The following is a 16,382-nucleotide window of genomic DNA, read 5'->3' as shown; positions in this document are numbered from 1 at the left end:
GGCATAGTGATTTCTTCATCCAATCTTCACTTACAAAAGGTTAGATGTTTATAAAAACATACAATTATTTGTTTCGGGAACGGGAAATCCGTGTTATAATTGACAGGTAGACAAGCGCAAGTTATCTTTAACTAGGCGATTTGCGGTGTATACACATACACCATATATAAATTTTGCAGCATACCTTAAGGAGGAATTTTCCGTGGCTATTGTAAATGTATCCGATCAAACATTCGGAACCGAAGTGGAAGCTGGCGAAGGAACCGTTCTGGTTGACTTCTGGGCACCATGGTGCGGACCTTGTAAAATGCTCGCTCCGATCCTTGACGAGCTGGACGGCGAAGTTGGCGCGAACGTGAAAATCGCGAAAGTCAACGTCGACGAAAACCCTGAAACGGCTTCCCGTTTCGGCGTTATGAGTATCCCTACAATGATCTTCTTCAAGGACGGACAACCGGTCGACAAACTGATCGGCGTAAACTCCAAAGAAGCGCTGAAAGGCGTACTGTCCAAACACGAGTAATTTCAACGTCATGCTCGATGCTGCTCCATACAGAGCGAATCGGACATGACTAAACAGAACCCCCGGCAACCCGCCGGGGGTTTTTGTTGTCGTTTTCGCGTTCATACCGAAGAGAGCGAGCAGGGAGAGCGCATGTTCGTCTTTTCGTGTCATACAGACATTTTTGGCGTATAATAAAATAAAGTCATTCCAAACCGTCGAGAAAGTTAAACGTGACTGGAAGCGAGAAGACGGAGAGAGAAATTCAGTTCAAGACGCCTTTGAACTTGGAAAACTTCAATTAAAAATTTCAATCGACTTTTCCAAGTGAGACAGCGAATTGAACGAATTTCTCTCGCAGTCTTCTCGCTTCCCGCTCCACGTAACTTCATCGACAATCACTCACCCAGAGAAAGTCAGACATCGGACGCAAACAGGGAGGTCGAACACAGATTGGATACGCACCTCGAAACTATTCAGGAACAAGAAAAAGCATTGGCGCATATTCGGGATAAGCTGGCGCTGCTGCCGGAACTTCCGGGCTGTTACCTGATGAAAAATAGAGAAGGCACCATCATTTACGTCGGCAAGGCCAAGATTTTGAAAAACCGCGTGCGCTCCTACTTCACGGGCAGCCACGAAGGCAAAACGCAGCGGCTCGTTATCGATATCCGAGACTTCGAATACATCGTCACGTCGAGCAACATGGAAGCTCTGATCCTGGAGTGCAACCTGATCAAGCTGCACCAGCCGCGTTACAACGTGCTGCTCAAAGACGACAAGACGTTTCCTTACATTAAAATTACGAACGAGAAGCATCCGAAGCTGGAAGTTACGCGGCGGGTGCTGAAAGACAAAGCGCGCTACTTCGGTCCTTATCCGAACGCTTACGCCGCGCAGCAGACCAAAAAGCTGCTCGACCGCATGTACCCGCTGCGAAAATGCGGCGTGATGCCGAAAGAAGTCTGCTTGTATTACCATATGGGCCAATGCCTGGCGCCGTGCGTCAAAGACATCGAAAAAGAGCAGTATGACGGCATTCGCGACGAGATCGCCCGTTTTCTGGGAGGCAGCCACGAAGAGATCAAGAAAGAACTGCGCCGGAAAATGGAAGAGGCCGCCGAAGACCTGTACTTCGAGCGCGCCAAAGAATTGCGCGACCAGATTCTGAATATCGAAGCGGTCATGGAAAAGCAGAAGATCAACGCCACGGACAAGAAAGACCGCGACGTATTCGGCTATTCGGTCGACAAAGGCTGGATGTGCGTGCAGATCCTGTACATCCGCCAAGGCAAAATGATCGAGCGCCATGCGTCGAGCTTTCCGTTTTACGGCGAAGCCTACGCGGATTTCCTGTCTTACGTGACGCAGTACTACAGCGATAATCCGGCATTGCCGCAAGAAATTCTGCTTCCGGCAAATGAAGAAGGCGTAGCGATCGCAATTGAAGGCGAAGCGCGATCGCAGCAAGCCGCTTCGCGCGCCGATATCATGGCTGCGAACGAAGCCGCCGACGCGGACGGAGACGACGGCGATGATGAAGCGCAAAGCGAGCAGGGGGCGAATTCGCAGCAAGAAACCCGCTACGGCGAAGCGGCCGCGGAAATGCCGCTGGTTGCGGAATCTGCGACGGAATACGCGGCAGATTCGAATAATGGAGCGGGAAACGCGTCCGAATCCGGCGCTTCCGGATTAGGCGATCTGAACGGCGCCGCTGCGCTTCAACAATGGCTGAACGTGAAGGCTCTTGTACCGAAACGCGGCTCCAAACGCAAAATGGTCGAGATGGCCAGCGAAAATGCGCGCGTCTCGCTGGAAGAAAAGTTCCGCTTGATCGAGCGGAACGAAGAACGCACCAGCGGCGCGGCCGATCGTCTGGGCTACGCATTGGGTTTTGACAGCCTGCATCGCGTCGAAGCGTTCGACAACTCGAATATCCAAGGCACGAACCCGGTATCCGCCATGGTCGTCTTCCTCGACGGCAAGCCGGCCAAGCAGGAGTACCGCAAATACAAAGTCCGTACGGTTAAAGGCGCGGACGATTACGCCACGATGCGCGAGGTCATTCGCCGCCGCTACGAGCGCGTGCTCAAAGAAAATCTGCCGATGCCGGATTTGGTCCTCGTCGACGGAGGCAAAGGCCAAATTTCCGTCGCGATCGACGTGTTGGAAAACGAATTGGGCCTCAGCGTTCCGGTTGCCGGCCTGGTCAAAGACTCCAAGCACCGGACGGCACAGCTGATGAGCGGAGATCCGCCTGAGGTCGTGCCATTGGCGCGGGACAGCGAAGAATTCTATCTGCTTCAACGCATCCAGGACGAAGTTCACCGCTTCGCGATTTCCTTCCACCGCGAACAACGCGCCAAGTCGATGGTGACGTCGAAGCTCGATTCGATTCCGGGCATCGGCGAGAAGCGACGCCAAACGCTGCTCAAGCATTTCGGATCGCTCAAGAAAATCCGCGAAGCTTCGGTCGAGGATTTCCGTCCCCTGTCGATCGGAGACAAGTTGGCGCGCCAGATTCTCGATGCGTTGAAAGACGAAGCTTAACAAATTGATTTTCGGAAAATCGAGCAAGACTCATTATTTACCGTTCATGCGCACTGAAAAGAAGCGGATTGAACGCAGTTTTTCGGTATATTGTGGCCTTTACTTTCTTGAATGCTCCCGATATAATAGGGCATAACTGTATACGATTTACCCGGAGGAGCCTGCCAACAGCGGGCTCTTTCTGTGTTTTTTTAAGGGTTTGACTGCGGAGTTCAAATCGTGTTCGGCTTGATGCTGAACGTGAATTCCGCATTTTTCATGCTTACTTTTAGATAAACGGAGGGATCGGGATTGGAAAAAGAGAGACATCAGGAAAGCATTTTGGTCTGCGTGCATTACGGCCCGCACGGCCAGCGGCTGATTCAGCGGGGAAGTCGATTGGCGTCGCTGCTCGGCGCGCCGCTGAGAGTCATGACAGTCGAACCTGCGCGCCAGGAAACGTACAGTTCCGAAAAAGAAAAATACTTATCGGGTTGGCGCAAGCAAACCGAAGAATCCGGCGGCGACTTTCTCGTTCGAAAATGCGGCAGCGGGCAAAAAACGGCTGACGTCATCGCCGATGCGGCAAAAGAAGCAGGCGTAACCCAGATCATTATCGGTCGTGCAAGCCAGTCGTTCTGGCATGAGATTACGCACGGCGATTTCGTGGATGATCTGCTGGACCGAATAGGCGCGATCGATTTGCATATCGTGGCGGTTCAGCGCTATCCGGAACTGCTTGAAGAAACGCATGAAAAAGGCTTTGCGGCTTCGCTTGTGCGTGAAAACGGGCGGTACGTGCTTGCCGGAGGCTATGAGGAAGACGACATTCATGACGACGATGCGATCAAAGGCGTATTTTTCCGGGAGTTGGACACCGACTTCGATAGCGGCCTGTTCAAGATCGTCAAAAACGGACAGGCCGAATATTTGAAAATCGTACAAGGAGAATGGATCAAAAAATGATGGGTTCTGGATTGGAAAGGAGGAACGCTTACACGTGCTGCATATCGCTATTCTGATTCCGTTTCTGTGGGCGGCGTTGATTCCGCTTATGCGCGTACTGCCACGTATTCACCCCGGTTGGGCAGTACTGCCCGTGCCTGCGGCTTTGTTCGTTTACTTCTTGAGTCGCATTCCGCAATCCGCGGCTGGAGAACGTCTATTTGTGACTATGCCGTGGATGCCGAATCTCGGCATTGATCTTTCGCTCGTGCTGGATGGCTGGAGTTTGCTGTTCGCCCTGCTGATCACGGGGATCGGTACGCTCGTCGTGTGGTATTCGATGTTTTACATGGGCAAAAATTCGGAATCCATCCGTCATTTCTATGTCTATCTATTGATGTTCATGGGTTCGATGCTGGGCGTCGTGCTTTCCGACAACCTGATGGTGCTGTATGCGTTCTGGGAACTGACGAGTATCGCGTCGTTCCTGTTGATCGCGTTCTGGTACCGCCGGGAGCGTTCCCGCTACGGCGCTTTGAAATCGATGCTCATTACGGTGTTCGGCGGCCTTGCGATGTTCGCGGGTTTCAATCTGCTGTATCTGATGACCGGCACGTACAGCATCCGGGAAATCGCGGCGCAGGCCGCTTCGCTGCCCGAGCATTCGCTGTTCCTGCCGGCGATGATCTTGGTTCTGCTCGGCGCGTTCACCAAATCGGCCCAGTTCCCGTTCCATATCTGGCTGCCCGACGCGATGGAAGCGCCGACGCCCGTCAGCGCCTATCTGCATTCGGCTACGATGGTCAAGGCCGGATTGTACCTGGTTGCTCGGATGAGCCCGGTGTTCGCCGGCGACTCCGCGTGGTTCTGGACCGTATCGCTCGTCGGATTGGTTACGCTGCTGTACGGGTCGTTCAAAGCGATCCGTCAAACGGATCTCAAAGCACTGCTCGCTTATTCCACGATCAGCCAGCTCGGTCTGATCATGAGCTTGCTCGGCGTCGGTTCGGCCGCCGCATTCTTCGACGATCCGGCACGGACCGCATTATTCGGACTCGCAACAACGGCGGCGGTATTCCATTTGATCAACCACGCCGTATTCAAAGGCTCGTTGTTCATGGTCGTCGGCATCGTCGACCATGAAACGGGCACTCGCGATCTTCGCAGATTGGGCGGCTTGATCAAGCTGATGCCCGTCACGTTCGCGATCGCATTGATCGGTTCGTTCTCAATGGCCGGTCTGCCTCCGTTCAGCGGATTTTTGAGCAAAGAAATGTTCTTTACCGCGATGGTGAATATTCGGGAATTCGACGCGGCGAATATCGGGTCATGGATGCTGGCGCTTCCGATTATGGCCTGGATCGCCAGCGTATTCACGTTCGTCTACAGCATGATTTTAGTGTTCAAGACGTTCGGGGGCAAAGCCCCGAACAACAAGCTCGACAAGCTTCCGCACGAAGCTTCGGCGGGATTGCTGGCTTCGCCCGTACTGCTCGTTTCTTTGGCTGTCGCATTCGCCTTCATTCCGAACGCGCTGGGCCGTACTTTGATCGATCCGGCTGTCGCGGCTGTTCGCGGAGGTGTCTTGAGCCCGGCGGATACGCATGTATCTATTCATTTCTGGCATGGTTGGACGACGGAATTATGGATGACGATCGGAGTTGTCCTGCTCGGTTCGGCACTGTATATGACGTATGGCCGATTGAAGATGCTGGATCGCGAATGGAGCGGTCGGGACACGCTGAATCGGCTGTATAACGGTCTGCTGAACTTGCTGGAAAACGGCGGTCGACGTTTCACCGATCTATACATGACAGGCTCGGTACGCCGTTATCTGATTTACATTTTCTTGTTCTTGATCTTAGCGGTCGGCGGAACATTGGTTTTCTCGCCGGATATTTCGCTGGGGATGGAAAACTACGCGCCGATTACGTTCTATGAAGTTGCGCTGGTAGTTGTCATGTTGGGCGCGTCTGCGGCCGTTCCGTTTGCGAAATCGCGCGTCAACGCTATTTTGTTCACCGGCGCGGCCGGATACATGGTGACGGCCTTGTTCCTGATCTTCCGTGCGCCGGATCTTGCATTGACGCAGATGATCGTGGAGACGGTATCCGTTATTTTGTTCCTGCTCTGCTTCAAGTTCCTGCCGAAGCTGAAACGCGAAAAGGAGAAGCCGGTTTTCAAATGGACCAATCTGCTCGTGGCCGCAGGCGTCGGGATTACCGTGACGCTTGTCGCATTGGCCTCGATGGGCAGCAGCCCGTTCGAACCGATCTCGAATTACTTCTTGAACGAAAGCTACGAATCGGCAGGCGGCAAAAACGTCGTTAACGTCATTCTTGTGGATTTCCGGGGCTTTGATACATTGTTCGAGATCATGGTGCTGGGCATCGCTTCGCTCGGTATTTACGGATTGATCAAGCTAGGCGTTCGCACGACTCCGGAACAACGCGCAAAGTCGACAAAGACAGCTTCACAGCTGCACGCAAGCTTCCCGCTTCGTTCCAACGATGTTATTTTGCGCACCATGTCGCGGGTAATCGTGCTGATCATCATTTCATTTTCGCTCTATCTGTTCTTCGCCGGGCACAACAATCCGGGCGGAGGATTCATCGCGGCGCTCATGACGGCGGCGGCATTGATTTTGCTGGCAGTCTCGTTCGGCATGGATACGGTTCGCCGCGTCATTCGCATCGATTATCGAATCCTGACGGCCGTCGGTTTGAGTATCGCGATTTTAACGGCAGCCGGTTCGTTCGTGTTCGGCGCTCCGTTTCTCAGCCATGCTTTCGGCCATTTCGAACTGCCGATTCTGGGCGATACGGAGCTGGCTACGGCGGTGCTGTTCGACCTCGGCGTATACTTGGCTGTCGTCGGCGTCGTCATGAATATTATTTTCACGATAAAGGGGGAGGACTGAGATGGAATGGATCATGGCGGTAGCCATCGGTGCTTTATTCATGATCGGCGTCTACCTGATTTTGACCAAAAGCTTACTGCGCGTTATCTTGGGCACCTCGCTCTTGACGCACGGTGTCCATCTGCTCTTGCTGACAATGGCCGGTCTGAAGCGCGGTGCGGCGCCAATTCTCGGCAGCGGAAGCGAGTCGTATGTCGATCCCCTGCCGCAAGCCTTGATTTTGACGTCGATCGTGATTAGTTTCGGCGTGACCGCGTTGTTTTTCGTTCTCGCTTACCGGGCTTACCAGACAAGAGGAACGGATGACATCGACGGTGTGGACGCTGAAGGCAAGGAGGCGGACTCTTGAATAATTTGCTTGTGCTGCCGGTTCTTTTGCCTATGGTCATCGCGGTATTTTTAATGTTTTTCCGTAAAAAAGTCGAGCTGCAGCGTGTTATTGGCTTGATCGGGGGAATCGCCAACGTTCTGATTGCGGGCATGATCGTGCTTCGGGTCCGGTCGGAAGGCATTCAGACGCTGCAATTCGGCGGCTGGTCGCCGCCTTACGGCATCGTATTCGTGGCCGATATGTTTGCGGCTCTGCTTGTTCTGGCAGTTTCGATCACGGGGCTCGCGGTGCTGATCTATTCGTTTGCGAGCATCGGACGCGAAAGGGAGGAGCATTATTACTATACGTTCTTCCATTTCCTGCTCGTCGGGGTGTACGGTTCGTTCATGACCGGAGATATCTTTAACCTGTTCGTATTTTTCGAAGTCATGCTGATTTCGTCTTATGCGCTGATTACTTTGGGCGGAGACAAAAAACAGCTTCGCGAAGCGCCGAAGTACTTGCTCGTCAATATTTTGTCGTCCACGCTGTTCGTCGCTTCGGTCGCGTATCTGTACGCCGCCGTCGGTACGCTAAACATGGCGCATTTGTCGCAGCGGATCACGGAAGCGGGACAAGGCGGCGTATTGAATGTGATCGCCGTCCTGTTCCTGATCGTCTTTTCGCTCAAGGCCGGCCTGTTTCTGTTCTTCTGGCTGCCGGGGGCTTACGGAGCGCCGCCGTTCGCGGTACGCGCCTTGTTCGGGGCGCTGCTGACCAAAGTCGGTTTATACGCGATCGTCCGCACGTTTACGCTGATTTTCTCCGGTGATCCTTCGTTCACGCACGGCTGGATCGCGGGCATGGCTGCGGCGACGATGATTTTGGGCGGAATCGGTGCGGTTGCCTATCGCGATATTCCTCGTATTTTGAACTACAATGTGCTGATCGGCGTAGGCTTTGTGGCTTTCGGCTTATCCGTGTCGACCCGAGATGCGCTGGACGGCGTTGTATTTTATATGCTGCACGATATTTTATCCAAAGGCTTGATGTTCGTCTTGGGTGGCATGCTGATCGCGGCCGCCAAAACGGATCGGCTCGACGGCATGGGCGGATTGATGCGTCGCCGTCCCGGTCTCGGCTGGATGTTCTTTATTTTGGCGCTGGCCCTGACTGGCATTCCGCCGCTGAGCGGCTTTGCAGGCAAGGTGTTGATCGTGCGCGGCGGCCTCGAAGAAGGAATGCTGGCGCTGTCTCTGGTCGCTCTGGCTTCCAGTTTGCTGACGCTGTACTCGTTAGTGAAGATTTTCCGGGAAGCCTTCTGGGGAACGGAACCGGAAGTTCAGCAGGAAGCCGAAGCGATTCAGGGGCGAAAAAGTAAAAAAATAAGCAAAGAGATCAAGAAGAAAAGGACTTTCGATGCCGGGTTGGCGAACGTCTCGGCTGTATTGCTGCTGGCATTCGTGATCGGCATCGGCCTGGCAAGCAACAGCGTCTACGGCTTCGCTTCTCAAGCGGGCGAAACGTTGGCGAATCCGATTTTTTACATTGAAGCCGTGCTGAAAGGAGAGTAGATCAAGATGCCTTTTCAAATTTTGCTGAACCTCATGATCGCATTGGTGTGGATGGCGCTGAACGGCAATTGGTCGGCCTCCGGTTTTATTGTCGGCTATGTGTTGGGAATCGGGGTGCTGTATGTCGTGCGCAAGTTCCGTCCGGAACCTTTTTACATGACGAAGGTATGGGCTGTGCTTAAACTGGTCATACTGCTGCTTCGCGAACTGTTGGTTTCCAGCTTTGAGGTCATGGGTCATATTTTGCGGCCTAAGCTGGATATGCATCCGGGCATCTTCGAATACCGGACGGAGTTAAGCTCGGATTGGGAAGTGACCATTTTGTCTTGTCTGATCTGTCTGACGCCGGGAACATTGACGCTCGAAGTATCGGACGATAATCGGACATTGTACATCCATGCGCTCGATATTTCCGATGTCGGCGAAATGTCCGATAAGATTCGCGCAACGTTCGAAAAAGCGATTATGGAGGTGACCCGTTCATGACCACCGTATTTTTAAGCATCGCGCTCGCCGTTTTGGCTCTCGCGGTTCTCGGCTGCGCGTATCGGCTGATCGTTGGACCGAGCCGCTCCGACCGGATTGCGGCGCTGGATACGATCGGGATCAATCTGCTCGCCATGATCGCGGTATTTTGCATGCTGCTCGACACGCAGGCGCTGACGGAGATCATTCTCGTCATTGGGATTCTGACGTTTATCGGTACGACGGTGATGGCGAGATACATTGAGAGAGGGAGCGTGATCGAAGATGGCGACGATCGTTGAATGGGTCGCGATCGTATTGGCTTTGGCCGGTGCGGTATTTTGCGCGATCAGCGCTTTCGGATTGATCCGCCTGCCGGACGTGTACTTGCGCTCGCATGCCGCCACCAAAAGCGCGGCGTTAGGCGTGCTTTTCGTTCTCGTCGGCGCCTTTCTTTACTTTTGGGTCGTTGACGGGGACATCAATGTCAAGCTTCTGCTCGCGATCGTATTCGTGTTCCTGACTTCTCCGGTAGCGGGACATCTGAACGGCCGTGCGGCTTATCGTTCGGGAGTAAAGCTGTGGAAAGGCAGCGTTCGGGACGATTTTAAAGAGGTATTGGAGAAAAAAGGAGCAACAGCGCCGGAATCCGTACAGCAGCCGGAACCGCCCAAACAGCCTTAGAGCAAGCCTCAAATCACGACAAGCGAGCAGCAGACCGTCGAGATTTTTGTTTGAGATTGACCCTAACCTTCATCCTTTTCTAGCGTTTATTGGATAAGGGACAGGGGGAATCGAATTGCGAAAAGAAGGTACGGCTCGATCGTATACACCGCTGCTGCTGGCTTCCGTCGCGGTCAGCATCATACTCAGTTGGTTTGGACTGGTGTTGGATTTTTGGCGGTGGTTAGAGCCTGAGTATCATACAGAGTCGCTTGAAACGGGTTTTGGGGCTTTCGTGGCGGTCGTGCTTCTCGGCGGTCTTGCGATCGTTATTCATTTGGTTCTGCATGGGCTGCTGCTGCCGTTTATCGCATCAAAAAAATATCGGCTTCCGTCGCCTAAAGAATTGGTGTCGCATCGCAGGGGATACGCGTTGATCTGCACAGCGGCAGGACTAATCGGTGCTGCTGCCGTAGGTTTTTGGACGCATCTTCCCTTGCTTGCAACGTTGCCTTTTGCGGGGAATGTGCTGGTGTACGCGTTTTGGCTGACACTGATCGGAGCGCGAACGCGCCGAGCGATCGGAGAGTAGATAACAAATATTGGGTCCGGTATACGGGTGCGCGATAGATTAGCCAAATCAATAACAAAAAGGATGAAGCCCTGTTCACACAAGGCTTCATCCTTTTTACGTGTTTCTTTATTCAAGTCTAACGTGTCGTGAGTCGATTCCGATGTTTGTTCGCCGTAATCGTCTATTGGCGAGGCTTATCGTCTTCGCGTCGATCTCCCGAGACGGGAGGATTCGAATTGTTCGATTCGCGGAACAAGCCGCTTCCCGGAAGACGGTCGGGATCGGAGGTTCGTTCCTCGACCGGGGACTGATCCTGCACGGGCGGTGCGGGAGTCGACTCCGACTTGGGCTCGGGAGCGACGGGTGCCGGAGGCGGGGGTTGCGCGACGGAATTTTCCCGCTCCGCTTGCTCTTTCTCGATCCGTTGCTTCTCGGTATAGGTTTCTTGCGAAGCGGGACGCCGATCTTGCGGCAGAGTGTCGCTGCGCGAGTCGTCGCCGTCAAAAGGGCGAGTTTCTTCAATCGGACGGGTTTCTGCTGCCGGTTGGGGCTTATCCAAAAAGCCCGGAGACGCGGTTGGCGTAATCTTCCCGCTGCGCGTACCGCTTCCCCCGTCGTTTGGCCGCGGTTTGTCTTTTCCGTACATCAGATAAATGACAAACGCGACGATCGCCGGCATCACGATCGACACGATTCCGACCGCGATATACGTAGGCGTGCCCATGAATATCAGGCTGAGTCCCATCAGGATGCTGTCGAACACGACGTGCGCGAACATCGCCGTAATGTAGCCGTAACGCAGGAAGATAAAGCTGAACAGCAAGCCCAGGAACAGCAGCTCGATCGGCCGCGTGATGACCGGGTAGATCGGATACAGCGTATGGCCGAGCGCCCAGATCAGGGAAGTGATCACGCTGGCCGCGATCGTGCTGCGTACGATTTTTTTGACCATCGGGATACCGAACAGGCGATAGATGGCTTCCTCGGAAATCCCGGCCATCCAGGCGAGAATCGGGAACAGCCACGGGTACATCATGTTGTACGTGGACTGCGAATCGTCGGTGGTCGAGAAGACGCCGAGCGTATGCTCCAGGATAAAGAAGATGACGGCCTGTACCGCAAGCAAAATGATCGCCCACAGATAACCGGTTTTGAGCGATTCCCACACATGGCGTCCGTATTGCGGTTCGCCGCGTCTCGCCCACATGTTCTTGCCCTGGCTGCGCCACATGGCGTCGCCGGCCACGAAGCAGAAGTACAGCGACGCCGCCATGAAGAAGCCCATGATGACCTGCAGCACGATCGTGACCATGAAGATAATATCGGAATAACTGCTGCCTTCAAAGAATGGACGCATGTTCCAAACCGAGAAGACGGAAACGACATAATAGAAGAGAGACAGGAAAATACCGCGCGTGAACGAAGCATATTTTCTCAGCACGAAGGCATAAATAATCGCCAGTACGCCGAGCACGAACGTCAGCAGCATATAGCCGCCGTAGGTCATGATGTTCGCCCAACCCGTTTGTTCGGCGATATAGCCGGTGTACGAAGACGGGGGGCTGAAGTTCGAACGGATCGAAGCGACCTCGTCGCCTTCGAAAGTGACGTTGACGTTCAATGCGCTCTCGCCGATCTTCGAGGAAGAAGACGTGTAGCGCAGACCGTTCTCGTTGTCCGTGGATATACGTTCCAGCCCGACCGTATCCAGTCCGAGTTCCTGCATGAGAGGCTGGGCGATCTGTTCTTTGTCCGCTTGCAGCAGTTCCAGATCTTCCAGCGAATCCGGCGGAATGTCGGCTTCGGTCAGCTGCACGGCGTAGGAGGAAGGCAGGCTGTTGAACGCGACGACCTTGCCGCTTTGCCCGCCTACGTCGACGGATAGCGTTCGCGGTTCGCCGTTTGCTTCATAATGATAGACGACGCGGAACATTTCATAAGGGAAGTTGTCTGCGTATGTATCGTCGTACTCGGCTACCAGGCCCTCGCGGGACAAATAACCGTAAAGATCCGAATCGCTGTGGTAGCTGACGGAAGCGTCGCCGAGCGGATCGTCGATCGCCAGCTTCGAGGAAGCAAAGTCGGCCGCGATGGTTTGGGCTTGTTCCTCGCTGATCAAAGAATAAGGCTCCTGCTGCGTCATATTGCTTTGGAACAGCGTCGTGAAATTGAATAGGAAATAGATAACCAAGGCGATCGCTGCGACCAGGCCGAGTTTCTTGTAATTGACGTTCAAAATGCGTTGTTGCGGGTCAGTCATGATTTTCCTCCTTGCCGGATTTGGTATTCCTCTTTCTAAAATACCATATTCCGAAAGTCACATACCACAAAGCGCATGAATTGCAGGCGTTTTCCTGCTCAAATCGTTATTGTGGTTGCCGAGGGGGTGCGGATATAATAGAACGATATGAAATAGTACTTTGCCAACTCTTAATCATAGGTTTACGTTCGACTGAGACTTCGTACACGGGTTAGGTACGAAATCTCAGATGGGCGTAACCTTACCTTTAGTGCTGACATGGTACTTGCGAGAGAAAGGGGAGACGCGCACAATATGGCCATGGCGGTTCCCAAAATGAGATTCGCTCCGCCGCAGATTTTGGCTATGGGTTATGCGGTTATGGTGTTGATCGGCACGCTGTTACTGATGCTGCCGATTTCCAATACGACGGGGCAGCCGTTACCGTTGATCGATGCTTTTTTTACGGCAACTTCAGCAGTATGCGTGACGGGACTTGTGGTTGTGGACACAGGCACGTTTTTTAGCACATTCGGTCAAATGGTCATTCTGGTTTTGATTCAGATCGGCGGACTCGGGTTCATGACGATGGCGACCTTGTTTGCGCTTGTTTTTCAACGGCGGATTTCGCTGCGCGACCGTCTGCTGCTGCAAGAAGCAATGAACCAAGGGTCGGTTGAAGGGATTGTCAGGCTGATCCGCCGCGTGTTGTATTACTCGTTAGCGATTGAAGCAGCCGGAGCGTTATTGTTCGCTGCGCGCTTGGCCTTTGATATGCCGTTCGGCCGGGCGCTGTATTACGGGGTTTTTCATTCTGTTTCTTTTTTCAACAATGCAGGCTTCGATATTTTCGGGGATTTTCGCAGTTTGACGGATTATGCGGATGACCCGATCATGAATCTGACGGCTATCGCGCTGATCGTACTCGGCGGTTTGGGTTTTATCGTGCTATCCGATCTGGCTGATTTTCGAAGCAAGAAAAAGCTGTCGCTTCATTCGAAAGTGGTGCTGGCCACGACCGGATTTCTGATTTTGCTCGGATTCGTCGTTATTTTGATCTTCGAGTGGAGCAACACCGGCACGTTGGGGCGCTTCGGTTGGGGCGGAAAGTTTTGGAGCGCGATGCTTCAATCCGTCACGCCGCGAACCGCGGGCATCAACTCGGTCGATCTGACCGCTTTGCATCATTCGACGCAGTTCATGCTGTTGATTTTGATGTTTATCGGCGCTTCGCCGGGCTCGACGGGCGGCGGCATCAAAACGACGACGTTCGCGGTCACGATCGGCGCGATGATCGCGATGATGCGAGGTCGCGAAGATGTCGTCTTTTTCCGTCAAAGATTGGCGCGCGAACGTATTCTTAAAGCGCTGACGATCATTTTGCTGGCGCTTGCTTTGGTTATTGTGGTGTCGATGATCCTGTCGGCTACCGAAGATCACGATTTTATCGTGATTCTGTTCGAAACGGCTTCCGCATTCGGCACGGTGGGGTTGTCGCTCGGACTTACGCCGGAGCTGTCGACGTTCGGCAAAGTGATGATCGCGCTGACCATGTTCGCCGGACGGGTCGGTCTGCTGACGCTCGTTTACGCGCTTAAACCGAAGAAAAGCACGGAGAAATTCCGGTATCCCGAAGGCAAGATCATTATTGGTTAAGGCGGTGCAAGTACATTGGGTACACAACAATTCGTGGTAGTCGGTTTAGGGCGTTTCGGCATGAGCCTGGGCATGGAACTGATCGAGCTCGGTTACGAGGTCATGGGCGTCGACCGCAGCGAGGAGGTCGTGGAAGAGGTGGGAGACCGTTTCACGTACGCGTCGGTCGCCGACGCTACGGACGAGGAAATGCTGCGTTCGCTCGGCATCCGGAACTTCGACTGCGGCATCGTGGCGATCGGGGAAAATATGCAGACCAGCATCCTGGCCGCGATCCTGCTTAAAGAGCTGGGTGTGAAAAAAGTGGTTGCCAAAGCGATTACGGTGCTGCACGGTCGGGCGTTGGAAAAGATCGGCGTCGACCAGGTGATTTTCCCCGAGCGCGACATGGGCATCCGGGTGGCGCATCAGCTTGTTACTCCGAACCTGTTGGACTATATCAAGCTGTCGGATGATTATTCGATCGTTGAGATGCTTGTGCCGAGCTGTCTCAACTCGCGCACGATTGCCGACCTGAATTCGCGCACGCGTTTCGGCTGCACCATCGTCGCCTTGCGGACGGAAGCGGGCGTGACGATTGCGCCGACGGCGCTGGACCAGATGCACGAAGGGGATATCATGGTGATCGCCGGTCCGAATGACCGGATCGAACAGTTTGAACGCGAAGTGGTGAACGTGGAAGAATAATAGGCGGACGGCAGGGGAATAGGCAGGCATGCGCAACCTTCGAAAAGAAGTGGGTTTGCAGACCTGTTCCAACCTTTCCGTCTGCTTTTTTTATCGTTTTGAAAAGGAATGAATATGACTCAAAAGGTTGAAATCCCAGCAAGCAGAAGCGACCGTTGATAAGCAGGCAAGAGAGAAATGTTTTCTGCAAAAGTGACGATTTAGTGAACGCCCTAATTTTGGAAGCGTTTCCTTATGGATAAAGGCACGAACACCGCTGCAATGCGCTTCAGTACTCGATTCAAAGCAGTCAAGCCCGTTTAAATGGTTGTTGATAAGTTAACCTTTATGCACGCTTACATATACTATGCAGGAATTTTTTGTTTTCAAAAAGTCGCCATATTGGTTCCATTCTCTGAAATTTTGGAGTAACATAAAAGAGAAGCTGCTTTGTTCACAAAATTGTAAAGGGTATAGTATCTTGTCAACGTTAAGAGTACTAGCTCCCGGCTTTTTGCAGGCTGAGGCAGGCGGGTCGGCAAAGCGGAAAATTTCGTTATGGGATTTATGAAAACGTTCTAAAACGGACATTTTGCGGCATGAAGGATTTGATTCCGACGGGCAGCGGAATGTCGAATGATGAAAGGGGACGGTTCGGCAGATGAAAGGTTACTACGCCAGAAAGGTGCACTCGTTACTGGGGCTGATTCCGATCAGTTTATTCCTTATCGAGCACGCGATCACCAACTTCGCGGCTTACGACGGCGGTCCGGAAGGCTTCCGCGACGCGGTGCGCACACTCAACGATCTACCACTCGTTTTTTTCCTTGAACTGTTCGCGATCTGGCTTCCGCTGCTCTTTCACGGCGTATACGGGCTTTATATCGCTTATCAGGCGCAGCCCAACCTGGGGCATTTCAAGACGGAGCGCAACTGGCGTTTCGTGATGCAGCGCATCACGGGCGTAATTGCTTTTGTCTTCATCATCTGGCACGTTTACACGACACGCTTCCAGATCACGCTCGGCAACGTCACGCATGACGAGCTTGGCGGCTGGATGCACGATATCGTCACTCAGCCCGGTTTCTTTATTTTCTTCCTCGTCGGCGTTATTGCGACAACGTTCCACTTCGCCAACGGCGTGTGGGCATTCTTTGTTAGTTGGGGCATCACGGTCGGCCCGCGCGCGCAGCGTATCTCTTCTTACATCTGCCTGGGCTTGTTCGCGATCGTGACCGCGCTGTTCATGATGTCGCTGTTTGCTTTCCGCAGCGAAGAATTCGCGGACACGGCCAGCGTCATTACCACGACACTCCAAACATTGATCGGTTAAGGGGGA

The 16,382-nt window shown here is 53.4% G+C and carries 14 protein-coding genes; 13 read left to right on the top strand and 1 reads right to left on the bottom strand.

Annotated elements, in window-relative coordinates; translation table 11 throughout:
• The first annotated feature begins 202 nt into the window (after positions 1–202).
• From trxA to SACSAC_RS25040, 10 genes are all read left to right on the top strand, one after another.
• Positions 203–523, top strand: a complete 321-nt coding sequence (gene trxA / locus SACSAC_RS25085) for a thioredoxin (protein ID WP_037291158.1) — start codon at positions 203–205, stop codon at positions 521–523.
• Positions 524–955: 432 nt separating this feature from the next.
• Positions 956–3,052, top strand: a complete 2,097-nt coding sequence (gene uvrC / locus SACSAC_RS25080; protein ID WP_037291157.1) for an excinuclease ABC subunit UvrC — start codon at positions 956–958, stop codon at positions 3,050–3,052.
• Between the two features lie 291 nt (positions 3,053–3,343).
• Positions 3,344–3,997: an adenine nucleotide alpha hydrolase family protein gene (locus SACSAC_RS25075; protein ID WP_037291156.1), complete on the top strand. Its 654-nt coding sequence runs from the start codon at positions 3,344–3,346 to the stop codon at positions 3,995–3,997.
• A gap of 34 nt (positions 3,998–4,031) precedes the next feature.
• The gene (locus SACSAC_RS25070) at positions 4,032–6,896 is read left to right on the top strand and encodes a Na+/H+ antiporter subunit A (protein ID WP_084778359.1); all 2,865 of its coding nucleotides are present in this window, start codon (positions 4,032–4,034) and stop codon (positions 6,894–6,896) included.
• Between the two features lies 1 nt (position 6,897).
• Positions 6,898–7,245 (top strand): Na(+)/H(+) antiporter subunit C, encoded by a 348-nt coding sequence (locus SACSAC_RS25065; RefSeq protein ID WP_037291154.1) that lies wholly within the window; start codon positions 6,898–6,900, stop codon positions 7,243–7,245.
• Entirely contained in the window at positions 7,242–8,780 is a 1,539-nt protein-coding gene (locus tag SACSAC_RS25060) for a Na+/H+ antiporter subunit D (RefSeq protein WP_037291153.1), read from the top strand. Before SACSAC_RS25065 ends, SACSAC_RS25060 begins: the two co-directional genes overlap by 4 nt.
• A 6-nt stretch (positions 8,781–8,786) precedes the next feature.
• The gene (locus SACSAC_RS25055; RefSeq protein ID WP_037291152.1) at positions 8,787–9,266 is read left to right on the top strand and encodes a Na+/H+ antiporter subunit E; all 480 of its coding nucleotides are present in this window, start codon (positions 8,787–8,789) and stop codon (positions 9,264–9,266) included.
• Positions 9,263–9,547 carry a Na(+)/H(+) antiporter subunit F1 gene (locus tag SACSAC_RS25050; RefSeq protein WP_037291151.1) on the top strand — a complete coding sequence of 95 codons (285 nt, stop codon included), beginning with the start codon at positions 9,263–9,265 and terminating at the stop codon, positions 9,545–9,547. Before SACSAC_RS25055 ends, SACSAC_RS25050 begins: the two co-directional genes overlap by 4 nt.
• Positions 9,531–9,929 carry a monovalent cation/H(+) antiporter subunit G gene (gene mnhG / locus SACSAC_RS25045; RefSeq protein WP_037291150.1) on the top strand — a complete coding sequence of 133 codons (399 nt, stop codon included), beginning with the start codon at positions 9,531–9,533 and terminating at the stop codon, positions 9,927–9,929. Before SACSAC_RS25050 ends, mnhG begins: the two co-directional genes overlap by 17 nt.
• A 115-nt stretch (positions 9,930–10,044) precedes the next feature.
• Entirely contained in the window at positions 10,045–10,500 is a 456-nt protein-coding gene (locus SACSAC_RS25040) for a hypothetical protein (RefSeq protein WP_037291149.1), read from the top strand.
• A 163-nt stretch (positions 10,501–10,663) separates the two neighbouring features.
• On the opposite strand, the gene SACSAC_RS25035 is transcribed toward SACSAC_RS25040, so the two are convergent.
• Entirely contained in the window at positions 10,664–12,742 is a 2,079-nt protein-coding gene (locus SACSAC_RS25035) for a CPBP family intramembrane glutamic endopeptidase (protein WP_051507406.1), read from the bottom strand.
• A 294-nt stretch (positions 12,743–13,036) separates the two neighbouring features.
• Between SACSAC_RS25035 and SACSAC_RS25030 the strand changes: the two genes are divergently transcribed.
• From SACSAC_RS25030 to SACSAC_RS25020, 3 genes are all read left to right on the top strand, one after another.
• Positions 13,037–14,377, top strand: coding sequence for a TrkH family potassium uptake protein (locus SACSAC_RS25030; RefSeq protein WP_037291148.1), 1,341 nt, complete (start codon positions 13,037–13,039; stop codon positions 14,375–14,377).
• Between the two features lie 15 nt (positions 14,378–14,392).
• Positions 14,393–15,064, top strand: coding sequence for a potassium channel family protein (locus SACSAC_RS25025; protein WP_037291147.1), 672 nt, complete (start codon positions 14,393–14,395; stop codon positions 15,062–15,064).
• A gap of 640 nt (positions 15,065–15,704) precedes the next feature.
• Positions 15,705–16,376 (top strand): succinate dehydrogenase cytochrome b558 subunit, encoded by a 672-nt coding sequence (locus SACSAC_RS25020; protein ID WP_037291146.1) that lies wholly within the window; start codon positions 15,705–15,707, stop codon positions 16,374–16,376.
• The last annotated feature ends 6 nt before the right edge of the window (positions 16,377–16,382 follow it).

It is taken from the genome of Saccharibacillus sacchari DSM 19268 (assembly GCF_000585395.1).
GTDB lineage: Bacteria > Bacillota > Bacilli > Paenibacillales > Paenibacillaceae > Saccharibacillus > Saccharibacillus sacchari.
The sequence above is the reverse complement of the archived record's forward strand: the minus strand, read 5'-3'. Positions and strand labels throughout refer to the sequence as shown.